Source organism: Gammaproteobacteria bacterium, from assembly GCA_030680605.1.
GTDB lineage: Bacteria > Pseudomonadota > Gammaproteobacteria > SURF-13 > SURF-13 > JAQBXX01.
Genome location: JAUXUQ010000002.1, coordinates 194,863 through 213,087 on the forward strand (window position 1 = coordinate 194,863; position 18,225 = coordinate 213,087).

The window sequence follows — 18,225 nt, forward strand, 5'->3', positions numbered from 1 at the left end:
ACGGCACAACACCAAAGTATCCCATAGATTCCGCCCTGCGGCAGGACTATTTTCGGATGCCGGGGGTGAGGTGGGGGGTGATGGTTTTCAGCAGGGCCTCATAGACTTTGGGGGCACCTGCCACGATGTTGCCGGTCTCCAGAAACTGGTCGCCACCGCTGAAATCACCGACCCGGCCGCCGGCTTCTTGTATCAGCAGGGCGCCTGCCGCCATGTCCCAGGAGCTGAGGCCGATCTCCCAAAAGCCGTCCATGCGCCCTGCCGCAACATAGGCCAGATCCAGCGCGGCAGAGCCGGGGCGACGCAGGCCGGCGGTAAGCAGCGTGAGTTCATGGAACATCTTCAGGTAGGCGGCGAGATGCTCGGTGTTGCGAAACGGAAAGCCGGTGCCGAGCAGCGCGCCGTCCAGACCCTTGAGCCGGGTGACACGCAGGCGCCGCCCGTTTAGCTGCGCACCCGCGCCCTTACTGGCGGTGTAGAGTTCCTGCCGCATCGGGTCATAGACCACCGCATGTTCCAGCACACTCTTGTGGGCGAGTGCGATAGAGACGGCAAACTGGGGGAAGCCATGCAGAAAATTGGTGGTGCCGTCGAGCGGGTCGATGATCCACTGGTAGTCATCGCCTGCGTGCAGGCCACTCTCTTCGGCCAGAATGGCATGGCTGGGATAGGCCTTGTGGATAACCTTGATAATCGCCTGCTCGGCCTGCAGGTCCACCTCGCTGACAAAGTCATTTTTGCTCTTCTGCGTGATCTCGAAGCTGTCCAGGCGTTCGACGGAGCGAGCAATCAGGTTGCCAGCGGCCCGTGCGGCGCGTACCGCTATGTTGAGCAGAGGGTGCATGAGTCAGTGATGGATAGCGGGTATCGGAGTATGTGCAGAAGATGCTGCCTGACTGCATTATACTTCTTACTCGCCACTCGCCACTAGTTACTTGTCACTTAATGTCCTTATCCAATATCCGTATTGTCTTGGTGAACACCAGCCACCCCGGCAACATCGGGGCCTGCGCGCGTGCCATGAAGACCATGGGGCTGGCCAAGCTGTATCTGGTGCAGCCGAAGCTGTTCCCCAGCGATGAGGCCACTGCGCGCGCTGCGGGTGCAGACGACATCCTGCTGAATGCCGGCGTCTGTGACTCTCTCGAGCAGGCCTTGAGTGGTTGTGTACTGGTGGTGGGCGCCAGTGCGCGCACGCGTACCATTGAGTGGCCTGAACTCACGCCGCGCGCATGCGCCACACAATTGGTGCAGGGGGCGGCGCAAGGCGCTGTGGCGCTGGTGTTCGGGCGCGAGCACTCCGGTTTGTCGAACGAGGAACTGGACCGTTGCCACTATCTCACGCGTATACCCGCCAACCCCGCATTCGCTTCACTCAATATTGCCGCTGCAGTGCAGATATTCGCCTATGAAATCCTGTTGGCGCAGACGGACAGCGTGCCTGCGCAGGACACACATACGCCGGTGGGTGTAGAGCAGATGGAGCTGTTTTATACCCATATTGAGCAGGTACTGGTACAGATCGGGTTTCTCAATCCGCTCCACCCCAAAAAACTCATGCGCCGGCTGCGGCGGCTGTTTGGCCGCGCGCGCCCCGACCAGAATGAAATCAACATCCTGCGGGGAATGCTGACCGAGATAGCGCGCAAGCAGACAGGTTAGCCCTATATTTTGGATGGCCTTTGGTAGTACACTATAGCTAATTGATTTAACGAGTATTTAGATCGACCATGTGGCTGCATCGATTACGGGAGGACATCGCCTGCATCTTCGAGCGCGACCCCGCCGCGCGCAACACGTTTGAGGTGCTGACCACTTATCCGGGGCTGCACGCAGTGTTGATGCATCGCGTCAATCACGGCTTGTGGCGTATGGGGCTGAAATGGCTGGCGCGCTGGCTGTCTATCGTAATGCGCTGGCTGACCGGTATCGAGATCCACCCCGGTGCGCGCATTGGGCGGCGTTTTTTCATTGATCACGGGTTGGGTGTAGTCATTGGCGAGACCGCCGAAATTGGTGACGACTGCACCCTCTACCAAGGCGTCACACTGGGTGGTACCAGCTGGCAGAAAGGCAAGCGCCATCCCACGCTGATGAACAATGTAGTGGTGGGCGCCGGCGCCAAGGTGCTGGGACCGATCACCTTGGGCGAAGATGCGCGTGTGGGCTCGAATGCCGTAGTGGTGAAAGACATCCCGCCGGGTGCGACCGTGGTGGGTGTGCCGGGCCGGGTGGTAAAAAAACGCGCAGACTCCGAATTGCAGCGGCGCAAGCAGTTTGCCGAGAAGATCGGCTTCGATGCCTATGGCACCACGCAAGATATGCCGGATCCGGTGGTGAATGCCATCAATGGCCTGCTGGATCACGTGCACGTGATGGACACCAAGCTGGAGGCGATGAGCGCGGCCATCAGAAATCTGGGCGGGAAGGTGGAAGACATCAAGCTGCCACAGCTTGAGTCCTACGCCGTGGACGACGACAAGCCACAGGCCCAGCCACCGCCCGTCGAATAGTTGACTATTTAACTTGGTATTGTAGACTAAGCCTTATGAAACTTACCACCAAAGGTCGCTACGCCGTTACCGCGATGCTGGATCTCGCCCTGCACGATACGGGTGGCCCGGTGGCGTTGACGGACATTGCCGGTCGCCAGGGTATTTCATTGTCCTATCTGGAACAGTTGTTCGCCAAGCTGCGCCGGCAGGGTCTGGTGAGCAGCGTGCGCGGGCCGGGGGGCGGCTACCGTCTGGGTGCAGCAGCAGGCGTCATTTCGATCGCTGATGTCGTCAGCGCGGTGGACGAAAAAGTGGATGCGACACGTTGCGCGGGCAAGAAAAACTGTCAGGGTAATGAGCGCTGCCTCACGCATGACTTGTGGCAGGACTTGAGCGGCAAGATATACCAGTTTCTGAGCGGGATTACCCTGGCGCAACTGGTCGAGCAACGCGGTGTACAGGAGGTGGCGGCGCGCCAACAGGGTGCAGCGCAGTTTCCGGTGACCGTGTGCAGTGGGCGGCGCCACTCATAACCTGCACATGATTTACCTGGATCACAATGCCACCACGCCGATGGATGCGCGCGTGCTGGACGCCATGCTGCCCTATCTGACCAGCCACTACGCTAATCCGTCCAGTACCCACCATGCCGGACGTGGCGTGCGTCAGGCACTGGAGTCAGCGCGGGCGCAGGTGGCAAGCCTGGTCAATGCCCGGCCTGAGCAGGTGATCTTCACCAGCGGAGGTACCGAGGCCAACCATTTGGCCTTGTTCGGGGCCTTGCAGCATCAACCGCCGGCGCGGCTGGTGCTCAGTGCGATTGAGCACGCTTCCGTGCGCGCCCCGGCACAGTCACTGGCAGACAGTGGTTGGCGAGTGGATGTGATCCCGGTGGATGCAGAGTGCCGGGTGCAGATCGACTTCGCATATCATGCGGAAACCAGGCTGGTGTCGGTGATGTGGGCCAACAATGAAACCGGCGCACTCCAGGATGTCTACGCGATTGCCCGGTGCGCCCAGGATGCGGGTGCCTGGGTGCATACCGATGCCATACAGGCCGTCGGCAAGGTGCCGGTGGATTTTGCCGCGAGCAAAGTACAATTCATGTCAATTGCGGGACACAAGATGGGTGGCCCCAAGGGTGTGGGCGCGCTGATTGTGGAGCAGCCCGGGTTGCTTAAGCCGGTGTTGCAGGGAGGAGGTCAGGAAAAAGGGCTGCGAGCAGGTACCGAAAATGTTGCCGGCATTATCGGCTTTGGGGCGGCGGCCGAACTTGCGCGTGTGGGGTTGGTGCAGCGCATGGCGCGATTACGTGCATCGCGCAACAGGTTGGAAGCACGGTTGCGGGCGCTGAACATCGTTGTTTACGCTGCGGCGGCCGAGCGCCTGCCGAATACCGTGCAGTTCAGCGTGCCGGCTTTTGCGGGCGAAACACTGCTGGAGAAGTTGGAGCAGGCTGGTTACGGATTATCCAGTGGTTCGGCCTGCTCCAGCGGACAGATAGCGCCCAGTCACGTGCTGACGGCGATGGGCGTGGCGCGCGATGCTATGCGTAATGTGCTGCGCGTGAGCCTCGGAGCTGACACGACAGAGGTGGATGTCGACAGCTTGGTGGATAATATACAGCAGTTGATAGGGGCGCAACGCGCGTGGCAGGTGCAGAGTGTGGCCTAATCCGGAAAGCCAAAGGGCTTTTTGCATGAGTCCAGGATTGTGTATTCCCACGCCCATAAAATGCAGTGGAGGGGTATAAGGTATGGCAGTGATATTGACAGAAGGCGCAGCTCAGCAGATTCAAACGGCATTGGCCAGGCGAGGCAGTGGGGTAGGATTGCGCGTTGGAATCAAGCACGTAGGCTGTGCTGGCCTGGCTTACACTTATGATTATGCCGACACAATCAATGCAGATGACAGCAAATTTGAACAATATGGCGCTACTTTGTTGGTGGACGCCAAAAGCCTGCCGTTTCTGGAGGGTTCCGTGCTGGATTTTAAAAAGGAGACCTTCAAGCAGGGTTTCCAGTTTTCTAATCCGCAGATGACAGGTGCCTGTGGCTGCGGGGAGAGCTTCAGCGTCGAGTGATGCCTGCTTAATCTTGACTAAATCAGTAGGATTTAGTATCTTGTGGTGCTGTATATTCCTCGCACAACCGCAATTTAAAGTTAAGGGTTTGATAAAGCTATGGGCGCGACACTGGAAAGCCTGATCAACCGGCCCTACACGGCGGGTTTTGTCACGCCCGTGGAGTCGGAGAGCGCGCCCAAGGGCTTGAGCGAGGACACCATTCGGTTGATTTCAGCCAAGAAGAACGAGCCGGATTGGCTGCTGGAGTTTCGCCTCAAGGCCTACCGCCACTGGCTGACCCTGGAGGAGCCGGTGTGGGCGGACGTGCATTATCCCAAAATCGACTTTCAAAACATCGTTTACTACTCCGCGCCCAAGCCGAAGAAGACGCTCGCGAGCATGGATGAGGTTGATCCGGAGTTGTTGCGCACCTTTGAGAAGCTCGGTGTGCCCATGCATGAACGCAAGGCGCTGGCCGGGGTGGCGGTCGATGTGATCTTTGATTCGGTGTCGGTGGCCACGACCTACAAGAAAAAGCTGGCCGAGGTCGGTGTCATCTTCTGCTCGTTTTCTGAGGCCGTGCAGGAGCACCCGGAGCTGGTGCGGAAATATCTGGGCAGCGTGGTGCCGCAGGGCGACAATTACTATGCCGCGCTCAATTCAGCGGTGTTCACCGACGGCTCATTCTGCTACATCCCGAAGCACACCCGCTGCCCGATGGAACTGTCCACCTACTTTCGTATCAACAACCAGGCGTCGGGCCAGTTTGAGCGCACGCTGATCATTGCCGAGGAAGGCAGCCACGTGAGCTATCTGGAGGGTTGCACCGCGCCGCGTTTTGACACCAACCAGTTGCACGCTGCAGTGGTAGAGCTGGTAGCGCTGGACAACGCCGAGATCAAATATTCCACAGTGCAGAACTGGTATGCGGGTGACGAAAAGGGTGTGGGCGGTATTTACAACTTCGTTACCAAGCGCGGCATGTGCCGGGGCGTAAACTCGAAGATCTCCTGGACCCAGGTGGAAACCGGCTCGGCGATCACCTGGAAGTATCCGAGCTGTGTCCTGCTGGGCGACAACTCGGTGGGGGAATTCTACTCGGTGGCGCTGACCAATCACAAGCAGCAGGCCGACACCGGCACCAAGATGATCCACATCGGCAAAAATACCCGCAGCCGCATTGTGAGCAAAGGCATTTCGGCGGGCTACTCCAGCAACAGTTATCGCGGACTGGTACGCATGAACCCAACGGCGCAGGGTGCGCGCAATCATTCGCAGTGTGATTCACTGCTAATCGGGTCACGCTGTGCGGCCAATACATTCCCCTATATCGAAGTGCGCAACCCCAGCGCCAAGGTGGAGCACGAGGCGACCACTTCCAAGATCGGAGAAGATCAGATGTTTTATTTTGCCAGCCGCGGCATCGGCCCGGAAGAAGCGGTTTCAATGATTATCAATGGTTTCTGCAAGGATGTTTTCATGCAGCTGCCGATGGAGTTTGCAGTGGAGGCAACACAATTGCTGGGGCTCAAGCTCGAAGGCGCGGTGGGTTAATGGCGAAGAATGTGTTGTTGGATGTGCACGATCTGCATGCCGCCGTCGCGGGCGTGGAAATCCTGAAGGGGATTGACCTGACGATACGGGCGGGCGAGGTGCATGCCATCATGGGGCCGAATGGCTCCGGCAAGAGCACCCTTTCCAAGGTGCTGGCGGGGCACCCGGCGTACACTGTGACCGGCGGCGAGATTCTGTACAAGGGCGAGAACCTGCTGGCGCTGGCGGCCGAGGAGCGCGCGCAGGCTGGCGTGTTTCTGGCCTTTCAGTATCCGGTGGAGATTCCCGGTGTCTCCAATGCCTCATTTTTGCGTCTGGCCTATAACACCGTGCAAAAGCAGCGCGGCGGCGAGGAACTCGATCCGCTGGAGTTTGATGATCTGGTGCGCGAAAAACTCAAGCTGGTGGATATGGATGCAAGCTTCCTTGATCGCAGCGTGAACGAAGGCTTCTCCGGCGGCGAAAAGAAACGCAACGAGATACTGCAAATGGCATTGCTGGAGCCCGTGCTGGCGGTGCTGGACGAGACCGATTCGGGCCTGGATATCGACGCGCTGCGTGAGGTGGCTGGTGGCGTCAACAAGCTGCTGCGGCCCGACAACGCAGTGATCATGGTGACTCACTATCAACGCCTGCTTGATTATATTATGCCGCACTTTGTGCATGTCATGCAGGCGGGGCGTATCGTCAAGACCGGCGGCAAGGAACTGGCGCTGGAACTGGAGCAGCGCGGTTACGATTGGGTGCGCGAGGAGCGGGTGGCGAGTCAACTGGCATGAGCGCAGTACAGCCCATGACGAGTGACAGCTTTCTGGAAAGGCTGGCTCAGTACAAGGCCGAGCCGTGTGTTAATGATGCAGGCTGGCTCAAGGCGTTGCGAGTACGCGCTGGTGAACGTGTCGCTGCGCTGGGTTTCCCGTGCAAGCGTGACGAGGCCTGGCGTTTCACCGATCTCAGTGCGCTCAGCGAGCTTGCGTTGGAGCCCGCGTGTGCGCAAACACTGCATGCCCCCTTTGCCGATTTTGAACGGCTGATATTCCCCGAGGCTGCTGCCACCCGGCTGGTGTTTGTGAACGGCCACTACGCGCCGGAACTCTCCGATACCCATGATGTGCCGCGAGGCGTCACGCTGACCCCTCTGAGTGCACGGCAGTGTGAGGAAGCCATGTCCGTTGCTGCGCACCTGGCGCGGTATGCAGACATGCAGCATGACGTGTTCGCCGCCCTCAATACACGTTTGTTTGCAGATGCAGCGTTGTTGCATATTGGGCGCGATGTCGTGTGCGAGCGCCCCCTGCACCTGTTGTTTATTGCCACTGCACAACAGGGCCCGATACTCAATTCACCGCGCTGTCTGGTAGTGGGCGAGCGTGGCAGTATCTGCACCCTGGTAGAGGAGTATGTGGGGCTGGGTGAGGGTGTCACGTTTACCAATGCGGTGAGTGAGATGGTGGTCGAGGAGGGCGCGCATGTGCGTCATGTACGGCTACAGGATGAGCCCCGCACGGCATTCCATATGACGAACCATGCTGTAGCGCTGGCACGCGATGCCTGTTACCAGTCCATAGCCATCACGCTGGGGGCGCGGCTGTCGCGCTATAATCTGGCGGTGGCGCACCAAGCTCCCGGTACCGAATGTGTGGTGAAAGGCCTGACGCTGGTAGGCGGCCAGCAGCTTGCCGATACGCACAGTGTGATTGATCATGCGGCATCACAGGGCAGCAGCACCCAGCTCAACAAGTGCATTGTGGATGAAAGCGCGCACGCCGTGTTTAATGGCAAGATTGTCGTGCGTCGGGATGCGCAGATGAACGATGCCCGGCAGCAAAGCCGCAACCTGTTGTTGTCGGCGCGTGCGCGCATCAACACCAAACCCGAGCTGTTGATATTGGCAGATGATGTGAAGTGCAGCCACGGGGCGACCGTAGGGCAGCTTGACGAGGAGCAGGTGTTTTATCTGAAGTGTCGTGGTATCTCTGACAGTGCGGCGCGCAACTTGTTGACCTATGCGTTTGCCGGCGAGATCATCGAGAAGATACCGCTGGTTTCGCTGCGCTCACGTCTGAGTGCGCTGATACGTGAGCGTATCCACGCGCATGCAGCGGCAGAGGTGATGCAATGACCCCGGCATCCGCAATACAGCCAACCTCCGCGGCGCTGGACGTGGAAGCCATACGCGCAGATTTCCCCATACTTGCCCGCCGGGTGCACGACAATCCGCTGGTGTATCTGGACAATGCAGCCAGCAGTCAGATGCCGCGGCAGGTCATAGGGCGCTGGGTGCAGTATCAGCAGGCCGAGCATGCCAACGTGCACCGTGCAGTGCATGCCCTGAGCGAGATTGCCACACACGAATACGAGGCGGCGCGCCGCAAGCTGATGCAGTTTATCAACGCCCGCGAGGAGCGCGAGATCATCTTTACCCGCGGCACTACCGAAGGTATTAACCTGGTGATGCAGGGTTTTGGTCGCGCATTTATCCGGCAGGGTGATGAAATCATCCTGTCGGCGCTGGAGCACCACTCCAATATTGTGCCGTGGCAGATGCTGTGCGAGGAAAAAGGCGCGCAGTTGCGCATCATACCCATGAACGATGCCGGCGAGCTGCTACTGGATGAATATGACAAGCTGTTCACTACCCGTACCCGGCTGGTAGCGCTGGCACATGTCTCCAATGCGCTCGGCACGGTCAATCCGGTGCATGAAATGATTCAGATTGCGCACCGGCATGAGGTGCCAGTGCTGTTGGACGGTGCACAGGCCGTACCGCATATGGCAGTGGATGTGCGGGCGCTGGACTGTGATTTTTATGCCTTTTCCGGCCACAAGATGTGTGGCCCGACCGGTATTGGCGTGTTGTACGGCAAAGCCGCACTGCTGGAGAAGATGCAGCCCTATCAGGGCGGTGGCGACATGATTTTGAACGTGACGTTTGAAAAGACCACCTACAACGCCATCCCGTACAAATTCGAGGCCGGCACGCCACCCATCGCGGCCGCGATTGCCCTGGGCGCGGCGGTGGATTATCTGAGCGCCATCGGTATGGATGCGATCGCCCGCCACGAACAGGCCTTGTTGCGCTATGCCACGGAGCAGTTGGGGCAGCTCAAGGGCGTGCGGCTCATCGGTACGGCCCGGGAAAAGGCGGCGGTGTTGTCATTCACCCTGGACGGTATTCATCCGCATGATGCGGGTACCCTGCTCGACCTGGAAGGGGTCGCCATCCGTGCCGGGCATCATTGTGCGCAACCGGTGATGCAGCGCTTTGGTGTGCCCGCCACGGCACGCGCCTCGTTTGCCTTTTATAACACTCTTGCCGAGGTCGATGCGCTGGTGAAAGGTGTGCGCAAGGTGCAGCAGGTGTTCGCATGAGCGACGCGCGCCAGCTGTATCAGGAAGTGATCATGGATCACAACAAAAAGCCCCGCAATTACGGTGCGCTGGCGACCGCCAACCGCCGTGCGGAAGGTCATAATCCGTTATGCGGTGACCACATCAGTCTGGCATTGCGCCTCGATGGCGACCTGATACACGAGATCGCCTTTGAGGGTGAGACCTGTGCCATCTGCAAGGCCTCCGCCTCCATGATGACCGCAAGCGTCAAGGGTAAAAGCGTGCGCGAGGCCGACACCCTGGTGCAGGAGTTTCGCGCCATGGTGACCGGCACACTGGATGACGCGGCACAAACCAACAATCTGGGCCGGCTCAATGTCTTTGCCGGTGTGCGTGCATTGCCGACGCGGGTGAAGTGCGCGGTGTTGCCCTGGCACACGCTGCATGCGGCGGTACACGAAGAGCCGAGCGCCACCACCGAGACCGGCGACTTTTAAGTCGCACGGACTGCATATGCCCAAGATTGCTGACATCGAGCGCACACCTAACCCCAACGCGATGAAATTCGTGTTGCGCGAGCCGCTGACGCAAGGCGTGGTGCGCTCCTATGAAAGTGCACAGCAGGCCGCGGGTGACCCGCTGGCCACGGCCTTGTTTGCGATCCCGCACGTGACCAATGTGTTTTATGTCGACCGCTGGCTCACCGTGACCCAGGATGGGGTTACCCACTGGGATGAGCTGCTGAAGCAGGTGGCCGTACCCATTCGTGAGACCGATGCCGCCTCCACCCAGGCGCTGAGCCCGGGGGTAGCAACTGCCGCACCGCCGGGGCTGAACGTGGAGGACGCACTGCGTCTGGCGCAGATCAACCTGCTGCTGGATGAAAAGGTGCGCCCGGCCCTGCTGGCCGATGGCGGCGGTATCGAGGTGCTGGCGCTGGAGGGCAACCGGCTGACGGTGCGCTACCATGGGGCCTGCGGCACCTGCCCCAGCTCCACGATGGTGACCCTGAACGCCATCGAGAATGTGCTGCATACGGTAGAGCCGGAGCTGGAAGTCATCGCGGCCTAGAGCCAGGTGGGTTTTCACGCCGGTTTGTCCGGCTGCCTCATACAGGCTAAAATGTAAAGTTGATTGAACTCAATTCAAGGAGCTTTACATGGCGGTTGAACGTACCTTTTCCATTATCAAGCCGGATGCAGTGGCCAAAAACCTGATTGGCGCGATTTATCAGCGCTTCGAGGCCAACGGCTTGCGCGTCATCGCCGCCAGAATGCAGCATCTGACGCGGGCGCAGGCCGAGGGCTTTTACGCGGTGCACAAGGAGCGTCCCTTCTTCAGCGATCTGGTGAGCTTCATGATTTCCGGGCCGGTCATGTTGCAGGCGCTGGAGGGCGAGAATGCCGTGCTCAAGCACCGCGAACTGATGGGTGCGACGGATCCTAAAAAGGCCGCGCCGGGCACCATCCGCGCCGACTTTGCCAGCACCGTTGATGAAAACGCCGTGCATGGCTCCGACTCACTCGAAAACGCCGCTATCGAAATCGGGTTCTTTTTCAAGCCTGACGAGATTTGCGCCCGCACGCGCTAAGACCTTGAACAGCCCAGCCCCCACCAATCTGCTGAACATGGATCGCGCAGCACTGCGTGAATACTTCACCCTGCTCGGCGAGAAACCGTTTCGCGCCGAGCAGGTGTTGCAGTGGGTGCATCACTACGGTGAGGCTGAGTTTGACGCGATGACCACCATCAGCAAGGTGTTGCGGGAGAAGCTGAAGACGATTGCCGAAATCCGCGCGCCCGAGGTGGTGCTTGACCAGTGTGCGGTCGATGGCACCCGCAAGTGGTTGCTGCGGCTCGACTCCGGCAACTGCATTGAAACCGTGTTTATTCCCGAGGAAGGGCGCGGTACCTTGTGTATCTCATCGCAGGCAGGTTGTGCACTGGATTGCTCGTTTTGCTCTACGGCGCAACAGGGTTTTAATCGTAATCTTACAGTGGCAGAAATTATCGGCCAGGTCTGGGTGGCGAATCGTGCGCTGAAGCGTGATCCCAAGGGCGAGCGCATTATCACCAATGTGGTGCTGATGGGTATGGGTGAGCCGCTGCTGAATTTCGACAATGTCACGCGCGCCATCAACATCATGCTCGACGATGTTGGTTACGGTCTGTCGAAGCGTCGCGTTACGCTGAGCACGGCCGGTGTAGTACCCGCCATAGACCGGTTGCATGCGGTAAGCCCGGTCAGTCTTGCGGTTTCACTGCACGCGCCGGATGATGGCTTGCGCGATACCCTGGTACCCCTCAACAAGAAGTACCCGATAGCCGAGTTGCTGGCGGCCTGCAGGCGTTATGTGGCCGATGAGCCGCGCCGCCGCATCACCTTTGAGTATGTTATGCTCGATGGCATAAACGACAGCCCGGAGCAGGCCCATGCACTGGTGCGTTTGTTGCGAGAGGTGCCGAGCAAGGTGAATCTGATTCCCTTCAATCCGTTTCCCGACACCCGCTACAAACGTTCCAGCGCACGGGCGATTGAGCGTTTCCGCACCATCCTGATGGAGGCTGATCTGGTTACTATCACGCGCAAGACCCGTGGCGAAGACATCGACGCCGCCTGTGGCCAGCTGGCGGGCAAGGTGCAGGATCGCAGTCGACGTCAACAGCGACGTGCACTGGCAGCAGAGCCTGGCCCACAATGACGCGTCACCCTGCAAGTGTGTTGCTGGCAATGCTGGCCGTGGGCATGTTAGCAGGTGCTTGCAGCTCTACCGGCAGACAGTCAGATGCGCTCAAGGCTACCGAGGATCGTCCAGACACGCTGGCTGAGACCCACGTAAAGCTGGGCATGGGCTATATGCAGCAAGGCAAGCCGGATATTGCGCTGGGCAAACTACAACGTGCCCTCGAGCTCGACCCCAATCTCGCCAGCGGCCACAATGCCATTGCCATTCTTTATGATCAGTTAGGCCGAGTGGATACTGCGGAGGAGCATTATAAGCGCGCGCTGGCGCTCGCACCGCAGGACTCCTCAGCCCACAACAATTACGGTACCTTTCTCTGTAGCAGGCGCAACCGGCTGGACGAGGCTGAACAGGAGTTTCTGAAGGCGCTGGAAAACCCGCTGTATGCCACGCCTGAATTGGCCTACGAAAATGCAGGCCTGTGCGCCCAGCGCAAACCTGATCTGGTGAAGGCGGAGCAGTACTTCCGCAGGGCGCTGGAGTTGCGTCAAACACTGCCAGTGTCCCTGTACCAGATGGCGCTCATCAATTTTGAAACCGGTCGACATCTGCCTGCGCGCGCCTATCTGCAGCGTTATGCAGAGGTTGCCAGCCACACCCCTCAGAGTCTTTGGCTGGGCATCCGTATAGAGCGGGTGCTGGGTGATAAAGACGCGGTAGCAAGCTACTCGGTTTATCTCAAGGGCAACTTTCCGGATTCGGACGAGGCGAAACTGTTGCAGGCATCGGAGCACAGTTCAGTCTCGCCCACCCTGCACCATGGCCGCACAGGATAGCGGCACGCACACAGAACATGTGAACGCAGCCGGTCCGGGTGGGCGGTTGCGCGCCAGGCGTGAAAGCCTGGGCTGGTCGGTGGAGCAGGTGGCGGACAAGCTGCATCTGGATGCCCGTTACATACGGGCATTGGAGCAGGATCGGCATGCCGAGATCGCGGCCCCGGTGTTTGTGCGTGGCTATCTGCGCAGTTATGCCCTGTTACTGCAACTCCCTGCAGATGCCATCGTCGAGTGCTATACAGTGTCTGATGCAGACAAGCAGGCAGTGTTTGCCGGGCCGGTGCAATTCCAGGGGCTGGCCAGTACCCCCCCGAGTGTATCGCGCTGGCTGATCGTGCTCGCCATTGTGGCCGGTGTTGCCGGTGTCATTGCCTACCTCTGGTATGTCCCGCCTGCGTCCGTTGCAAGCCTGCCTGCACAGGTGGACATCCCATCACCTGCCCCTCCTCCCGCCTATATCGCGCCCGGGGAGGAGCCTGTCGGTGTTGTGCCAGAGCCGGAGATTGTCGTAACGCCACCCACGATCAGCGCAGTGGAGGGCCAACCGCTGGCCTCGCCTGCAGGGGCGGAGCACCGATCTGTGGTGGCGACACAGATTAAAGTGGTATTGCGTTTCGTCGCTGACAGTTGGGTGATGATCAGCGATGCGACCGGCAGGACCATCATGTATGAGCTGGTGCCCGGCGGCAGTAGCCGGGTGCTGGAGGGCGCAACGCCGCCGCTGCAGGTAGTACTGGGCAATTCCCCCGCCGTGACGGTCGAGTATAATGGGACATTGTTTGACCAGTCGCGCTACAGTTATAGCCGCGTTGCACGTTTTACGCTGGCTGAAGCGGACACACCCTGAGCATCTGAATTACTGCCAACGGACACACCATGCGACATCAGATTATCCTGCCACGCCGCACGTCACGCCAGATCATGGTGGGCAATGTTGCGATCGGCGGTGACGCACCGGTATCGGTACAGAGCATGACCAACACCGATACCTGTGATGTCGCGGCCACCGTGGCGCAGATTCGCGCCCTGGAAAAGGTGGGTGCCGATATCGTACGTGTGTCCACACCGACCATGGAGGCCGCCGAGGCCTTTGGCCTGATCAAGCAACAGGTCACCGTGCCACTGGTTGCCGATATCCACTTTGACTACAGGATCGCGCTGCGGGTGGCGGAACTGGGTGCGGACTGTTTGCGCATCAACCCCGGCAACATCGGTCGGGAAGACCGCGTGCGGGCCGTGGTGGAATCGGCGCGCGATCATAATATTCCAATCCGTATCGGTGTGAACGCGGGCTCGCTGGAGAAGGATCTGCAAAAAAAATACGGCGAGCCTACCCCGGAAGCCATGGTGGAGTCCGCGCTGCGCCATGTCGAAATTCTCGAGCGCCTCAACTTCAAGCAGTTCAAGGTCAGCATCAAGGCCTCCGAGGTGTTCATGACCATTGCCGCTTACCGCCTGTTGGCCAAACAGATTGAACAGCCATTACATCTTGGTGTGACCGAGGCCGGTGGCCTGCGTTCCGGCACAGTAAAGTCCGCCGTCGCCATGGGTATGCTGCTGATGGAGGGCATCGGCGACACCATCCGGGTTTCGCTGGCCGCCGATCCGGCGGAGGAGATCAAGGTCGGGTTTGATATTCTGAAGAGCCTGCATATCCGCAACAAGGGCATCAACCTCATTGCCTGCCCCTCGTGCTCGCGCCAGGAGTTCGATGTCATTAGCACCGTGAACGCGCTGGAGGCGCGGCTCGAGGACATCCTTGAACCGATGGATGTTGCGGTAATAGGCTGTGTGGTGAACGGGCCGGGCGAGGCCCGGGAGGCGGAGATCGGGCTTGCGGGCGGGGCACCCAATCTGCTGTATAGCGATGGCAAGCCGGACCACAAGGTCAACAACGCACAACTGGTGGATGAGCTGGAGAAAGTCATCCGGGCCAAAATCAAATTACGCCAACAACTCGGTCAGCATGAGTCTGCGCACCCTGTGATTCCTATTGCTAAAGCCAGGTAAAAGATACAAGGGAAAAAGAGCGGTTCACCCTTTCCCCTTTTATCTTTTCCCTTTAATCTGCCTTTATATGAAATCCATCCAGGCCATACGCGGCATGAACGATATCCTGCCGCAGCAGACACCGCACTGGGCGCATATCGAAGCGCGCATACGCAGCCTGTTTGTCGCCCATGGCTACAGCGAAATACGGCTGCCGCTGGTCGAAGCGACCGAACTGTTTACACGCTCCATAGGTGAGGTCACCGACATCGTCGAGAAGGAGATGTATACCTTCACCGATCGTAACGGTGACAGTCTCAGCTTGCGCCCCGAAGGTACCGCCGGCTGTGTGCGTGCCGCCATTGAGCACGGACTGCTGCACAACCAGACCCAGCGCGTGTGGTATCAGGGCCCGATGTTCCGGCACGAGCGTCCGCAGAAGGGCCGCTACCGCCAGTTTCACCAGGTCGGTGTAGAGACCTACGGCTTTCCCGGGCCGGACATTGATGCCGAGTTGATCTTGCTCAGTGCACGGCTGTGGCGCAGCCTGGGGCTGGAAGACCTTGTGTTGCAGATCAACTCGCTGGGCTCACATGCCTCGCGTGTGGCCTACCGTAGCGAGCTGGTACGTTATTTCACCGGGCACAGTCACGTGCTGGATGAAGACAGCCAACGCCGGCTGCATACCAACCCACTGCGCATACTCGACAGCAAGAATCCGGCCTTGCAGGCAGTGATTGAGGCGGCCCCGCGGCTGGCGGATCATCTGGATGAGGTGTCACGCGTACATTTCTCCGGGTTGTGCGCCCTGCTCGATAGCGCAGGGCTGCGCTACGAAATCAACCCGCGCCTGGTACGTGGACTGGACTATTATGATTACACCGTGTTCGAGTGGGTGACCGACCGTCTGGGCGCCCAGGGTACCGTGTGTGCAGGTGGCCGCTACGACACGCTGGTAGAGCAAATAGGTGGCAAGCCCACCCCCGCCATCGGTTTCGCCCTTGGCATGGAGCGGCTGGTCGCGCTGATGGCAGAGACGGCTGCTGTGCCGCTGCAACCGCCGCATGCCTATCTGGTGATGGTGGGCGATGCAGCGCAGGCACACGGCTGGGTGCTGGCAGAGCGCTTGCGTGACGCCTTGCCCGCACTCCGCTTGACCGTGCACTGTGGTGGTGGCAGCTTCAAGAGTCAGCTCAAACGTGCGGATAAAAGCGGCGCACGCCATGCGCTGATACTGGGTGATGAAGAGGCGGCGCGGGGTGAGGTCAGCATCAAGGGCTTGCGCGCAACTTCAGGTGAGCAAATAAGTATAGCGCAGTCGCAACTGGTTGATTTTTTCTCGAACAAGATCTAGTCCAAATCGTGCCTGCCTGAGCTTTTAAAGTGTAAATTTTCTGCTAATCAAACCATCGCCCCCAGTTTTCTGCGCGATTTGACATATATCCTGACCGGGTGGTGCCCGCCTGGGGAAGGCACTGCCGGGGGGGTCTAAGCCACAGATAATGTTCTTTTTCAAAGACGCTGCTCATGACCTTGGCGGGGTAGTGAAATGCTGCTAGGCGGAGTGGCGAAGACAGCCGTCTGACCAGTATCAGTCCTCGCACTGTGGCGTGCGAGCGGGTTAGGCAAAAAGGGTTATTGAGGACACCAAGTGTCGGTCGCTGGTGCGGTTTCGTAGTTGTTAAAATTTCGTTTGATTTTGAAGTTTGGAAATACCGCTTTTAACGATAGCAAAAACCTGTCTTAAGGCCTCTGGGGCAGTGGGAAACAGTGCTAAACGCACTGTTTTTATGTGACAATAGGGCGCGATTCTTGCAACAAAGACAGGATGATCAGCATGCCCATGGAGATGGGTTTTGAGGCCGCAGGCAAAAACCGGTCTGGCACCATTCCCAGAAACTGCAGCAGGCCACCCCGTGCGCTGTGGCGAGCGTTACCATGAGTGGACCTGCCGTGCCGCCAGCGGGACTGGAGGCGGTAAATCTCGAGTGCGAGCGGGGTGAGCGGGTGTTATTCAGCGAGCTTTCGTTTGCGCTGGCGCCCGGGAACCTAATGTTGATCGAAGGGCCTAATGGAAGTGGTAAAACCAGTCTGCTGCGAATTTTGTGCGGGCTGGCGCGGCCCAACCGCGGTGAGATACGCTGGCGTGGGGTAGGGGTCGACAAGGCGCCGGAGCAGTTCCGGTCGGAGTTGATTTATCTGGGGCATAATCCAGGTGTAAAAGGTGACCTCACGCCCTATGAGAATCTGGGAGTTACTCGTGGCCTTGCCTGCAGCCGCAACGGCATTACGCTGGATGAGGCGCTGGGACAGGTCGGGCTGGCCGGGTTCGAGGATGTACCGGCGCGTACGCTGTCGGCGGGTCAGCGCCGGCGCGTGGCACTCGCCCGTCTGCTGGTAATGGATGCAAGTCTGTGGATACTGGATGAGCCGTTTACCGCGCTCGATACCCACGGTGTCATGTTGGTGGAGCAGATGCTGTCCCGGCACCTGGCGCGAGGAGGATTGGCGGCGGTGAGCACGCACCATCCGGTGACAGTCGCCGAGGTGGGCATCGTGCGTCTGGAGTTGAGTTAATGCGCGAAGTACCTGGGGTGTTGTCGGCGTTGGGCGTGTTAATTCGCCGCGATCTTTTGCTCGCGTTGCGACGGCGGGCGCAGATACTGAACCCACTGGTTTTTTTTGTGATTGTGGTCACATTGTTTCCGCTCGGTGTAGGACCGGAGCCGAACCTGCTGCAGAAGCTTGCGCCAGGCGTATTGTGGGTGGCGGCACTATTGTCTGCCATGCTGTCACTGGAGGCGATGTTCCATTCGGATTTTGAGGATGGCTCGCTGGAGCAGTTGCTGTTGGCGCCCCAGCCGGTGTTTGCCACCGTGCTTGCCAAGGTGCTGGCGCACTGGCTGTTGTCCGGATTGCCACTGCTGCTGTTGGCGCCGATGTTGGCGCTGTGGCTGCATCTGCCGGGTGATGCCATCGTGGTTTTGATGGTTACGCTGGCGCTGGGTACGCCGGTGTTGAGTTTGATTGGCGCCATAGGCGTGGCCCTCACCGTAGGCCTGCGCCGGGGTGGCGTGTTGTTGTCGTTGCTGGTTTTGCCACTGTATATCCCGGTACTGATCATGGGCGCCGGGGCGGTAGACAGTGCAGCCAGTGGTCTGGCGGTGGATGCCCATTTGTCCATTATGGGCGCGCTGCTGCTGTTGTCTTTGAGTCTGGCGCCGTGGGCAGCGGGCGCGGCGTTACGGATCAGTGTGGAGTAGGTT

General features: G+C 59.3%; 20 protein-coding genes. 19 read left to right on the plus strand and 1 reads right to left on the minus strand.

All coding sequences use genetic code 11. From position 1 onward, the window contains the following. Positions 1-46: 46 nt before the first annotated feature. Positions 47-844 carry an inositol-1-monophosphatase gene (suhB, locus tag Q8L89_02430; protein ID MDP1707912.1) on the minus strand — a complete coding sequence of 266 codons (798 nt, stop codon included), beginning with the start codon at positions 842-844 and terminating at the stop codon, positions 47-49. Positions 845-945: 101 nt separating this feature from the next. Here suhB and trmJ point away from each other — a divergent pair, with 101 nt between their 5' ends. From trmJ to ccmB, 19 genes are all read left to right on the plus strand, one after another. Continuing rightward, positions 946-1,662 (plus strand): tRNA (cytosine(32)/uridine(32)-2'-O)-methyltransferase TrmJ, encoded by a 717-nt coding sequence (gene trmJ / locus Q8L89_02435; GenBank protein ID MDP1707913.1) that lies wholly within the window; start codon positions 946-948, stop codon positions 1,660-1,662. Between the two features lie 68 nt (positions 1,663-1,730). Beyond that, positions 1,731-2,513 (plus strand): serine O-acetyltransferase, encoded by a 783-nt coding sequence (gene cysE / locus Q8L89_02440; GenBank protein MDP1707914.1) that lies wholly within the window; start codon positions 1,731-1,733, stop codon positions 2,511-2,513. Positions 2,514-2,548: 35 nt separating this feature from the next. Continuing rightward, positions 2,549-3,028 carry a Fe-S cluster assembly transcriptional regulator IscR gene (gene iscR, locus Q8L89_02445; protein ID MDP1707915.1) on the plus strand — a complete coding sequence of 160 codons (480 nt, stop codon included), beginning with the start codon at positions 2,549-2,551 and terminating at the stop codon, positions 3,026-3,028. 7 nt (positions 3,029-3,035) lie between these two features. Then, positions 3,036-4,169: a cysteine desulfurase family protein gene (locus Q8L89_02450; GenBank protein MDP1707916.1), complete on the plus strand. Its 1,134-nt coding sequence runs from the start codon at positions 3,036-3,038 to the stop codon at positions 4,167-4,169. Positions 4,170-4,251: 82 nt separating this feature from the next. Next, positions 4,252-4,578 carry an iron-sulfur cluster assembly accessory protein gene (locus tag Q8L89_02455; GenBank protein MDP1707917.1) on the plus strand — a complete coding sequence of 109 codons (327 nt, stop codon included), beginning with the start codon at positions 4,252-4,254 and terminating at the stop codon, positions 4,576-4,578. Between the two features lie 99 nt (positions 4,579-4,677). Beyond that, positions 4,678-6,114 carry a Fe-S cluster assembly protein SufB gene (gene sufB, locus Q8L89_02460; GenBank protein ID MDP1707918.1) on the plus strand — a complete coding sequence of 479 codons (1,437 nt, stop codon included), beginning with the start codon at positions 4,678-4,680 and terminating at the stop codon, positions 6,112-6,114. After that, positions 6,114-6,893 carry a Fe-S cluster assembly ATPase SufC gene (sufC, locus tag Q8L89_02465; protein MDP1707919.1) on the plus strand — a complete coding sequence of 260 codons (780 nt, stop codon included), beginning with the start codon at positions 6,114-6,116 and terminating at the stop codon, positions 6,891-6,893. The genes sufB and sufC overlap by 1 nt, the downstream gene beginning before the upstream one ends. Then, positions 6,890-8,236, plus strand: a complete 1,347-nt coding sequence (gene sufD, locus Q8L89_02470) for a Fe-S cluster assembly protein SufD (protein ID MDP1707920.1) — start codon at positions 6,890-6,892, stop codon at positions 8,234-8,236. Before sufC ends, sufD begins: the two co-directional genes overlap by 4 nt. Beyond that, on the plus strand, positions 8,233-9,486 hold the full coding sequence (locus Q8L89_02475) for a cysteine desulfurase (GenBank protein ID MDP1707921.1): 1,254 nt from the start codon (positions 8,233-8,235) through the stop codon (positions 9,484-9,486). Before sufD ends, Q8L89_02475 begins: the two co-directional genes overlap by 4 nt. After that, positions 9,483-9,944, plus strand: coding sequence for an SUF system NifU family Fe-S cluster assembly protein (locus Q8L89_02480; GenBank protein MDP1707922.1), 462 nt, complete (start codon positions 9,483-9,485; stop codon positions 9,942-9,944). Before Q8L89_02475 ends, Q8L89_02480 begins: the two co-directional genes overlap by 4 nt. A gap of 16 nt (positions 9,945-9,960) precedes the next feature. Beyond that, entirely contained in the window at positions 9,961-10,518 is a 558-nt protein-coding gene (locus Q8L89_02485; GenBank protein ID MDP1707923.1) for a NifU family protein, read from the plus strand. 88 nt (positions 10,519-10,606) lie between these two features. Then, positions 10,607-11,038 (plus strand): nucleoside-diphosphate kinase, encoded by a 432-nt coding sequence (ndk, locus tag Q8L89_02490; protein MDP1707924.1) that lies wholly within the window; start codon positions 10,607-10,609, stop codon positions 11,036-11,038. Between the two features lie 4 nt (positions 11,039-11,042). Continuing rightward, entirely contained in the window at positions 11,043-12,149 is a 1,107-nt protein-coding gene (gene rlmN, locus Q8L89_02495) for a 23S rRNA (adenine(2503)-C(2))-methyltransferase RlmN (GenBank protein ID MDP1707925.1), read from the plus strand. Further along, positions 12,146-12,967 (plus strand): type IV pilus biogenesis/stability protein PilW, encoded by an 822-nt coding sequence (pilW, locus tag Q8L89_02500; protein ID MDP1707926.1) that lies wholly within the window; start codon positions 12,146-12,148, stop codon positions 12,965-12,967. The genes rlmN and pilW overlap by 4 nt, the downstream gene beginning before the upstream one ends. Further along, a complete protein-coding gene (locus Q8L89_02505; protein ID MDP1707927.1) occupies positions 12,951-13,817 on the plus strand; it encodes a DUF4115 domain-containing protein in 867 nt (288 codons plus the stop codon). The genes pilW and Q8L89_02505 overlap by 17 nt, the downstream gene beginning before the upstream one ends. A 29-nt stretch (positions 13,818-13,846) precedes the next feature. After that, positions 13,847-14,980 (plus strand): flavodoxin-dependent (E)-4-hydroxy-3-methylbut-2-enyl-diphosphate synthase, encoded by a 1,134-nt coding sequence (gene ispG / locus Q8L89_02510; protein ID MDP1707928.1) that lies wholly within the window; start codon positions 13,847-13,849, stop codon positions 14,978-14,980. 67 nt (positions 14,981-15,047) lie between these two features. Continuing rightward, a complete protein-coding gene (gene hisS, locus Q8L89_02515; GenBank protein ID MDP1707929.1) occupies positions 15,048-16,313 on the plus strand; it encodes a histidine--tRNA ligase in 1,266 nt (421 codons plus the stop codon). A 584-nt stretch (positions 16,314-16,897) separates the two neighbouring features. Beyond that, positions 16,898-17,536 carry a cytochrome c biogenesis heme-transporting ATPase CcmA gene (gene ccmA, locus Q8L89_02520; GenBank protein MDP1707930.1) on the plus strand — a complete coding sequence of 213 codons (639 nt, stop codon included), beginning with the start codon at positions 16,898-16,900 and terminating at the stop codon, positions 17,534-17,536. Then, complete coding sequence (gene ccmB, locus Q8L89_02525; GenBank protein ID MDP1707931.1) at positions 17,536-18,222, plus strand: heme exporter protein CcmB; 687 nt, start codon at positions 17,536-17,538, stop codon at positions 18,220-18,222. The genes ccmA and ccmB overlap by 1 nt, the downstream gene beginning before the upstream one ends. Positions 18,223-18,225 lie beyond the last annotated feature (3 nt).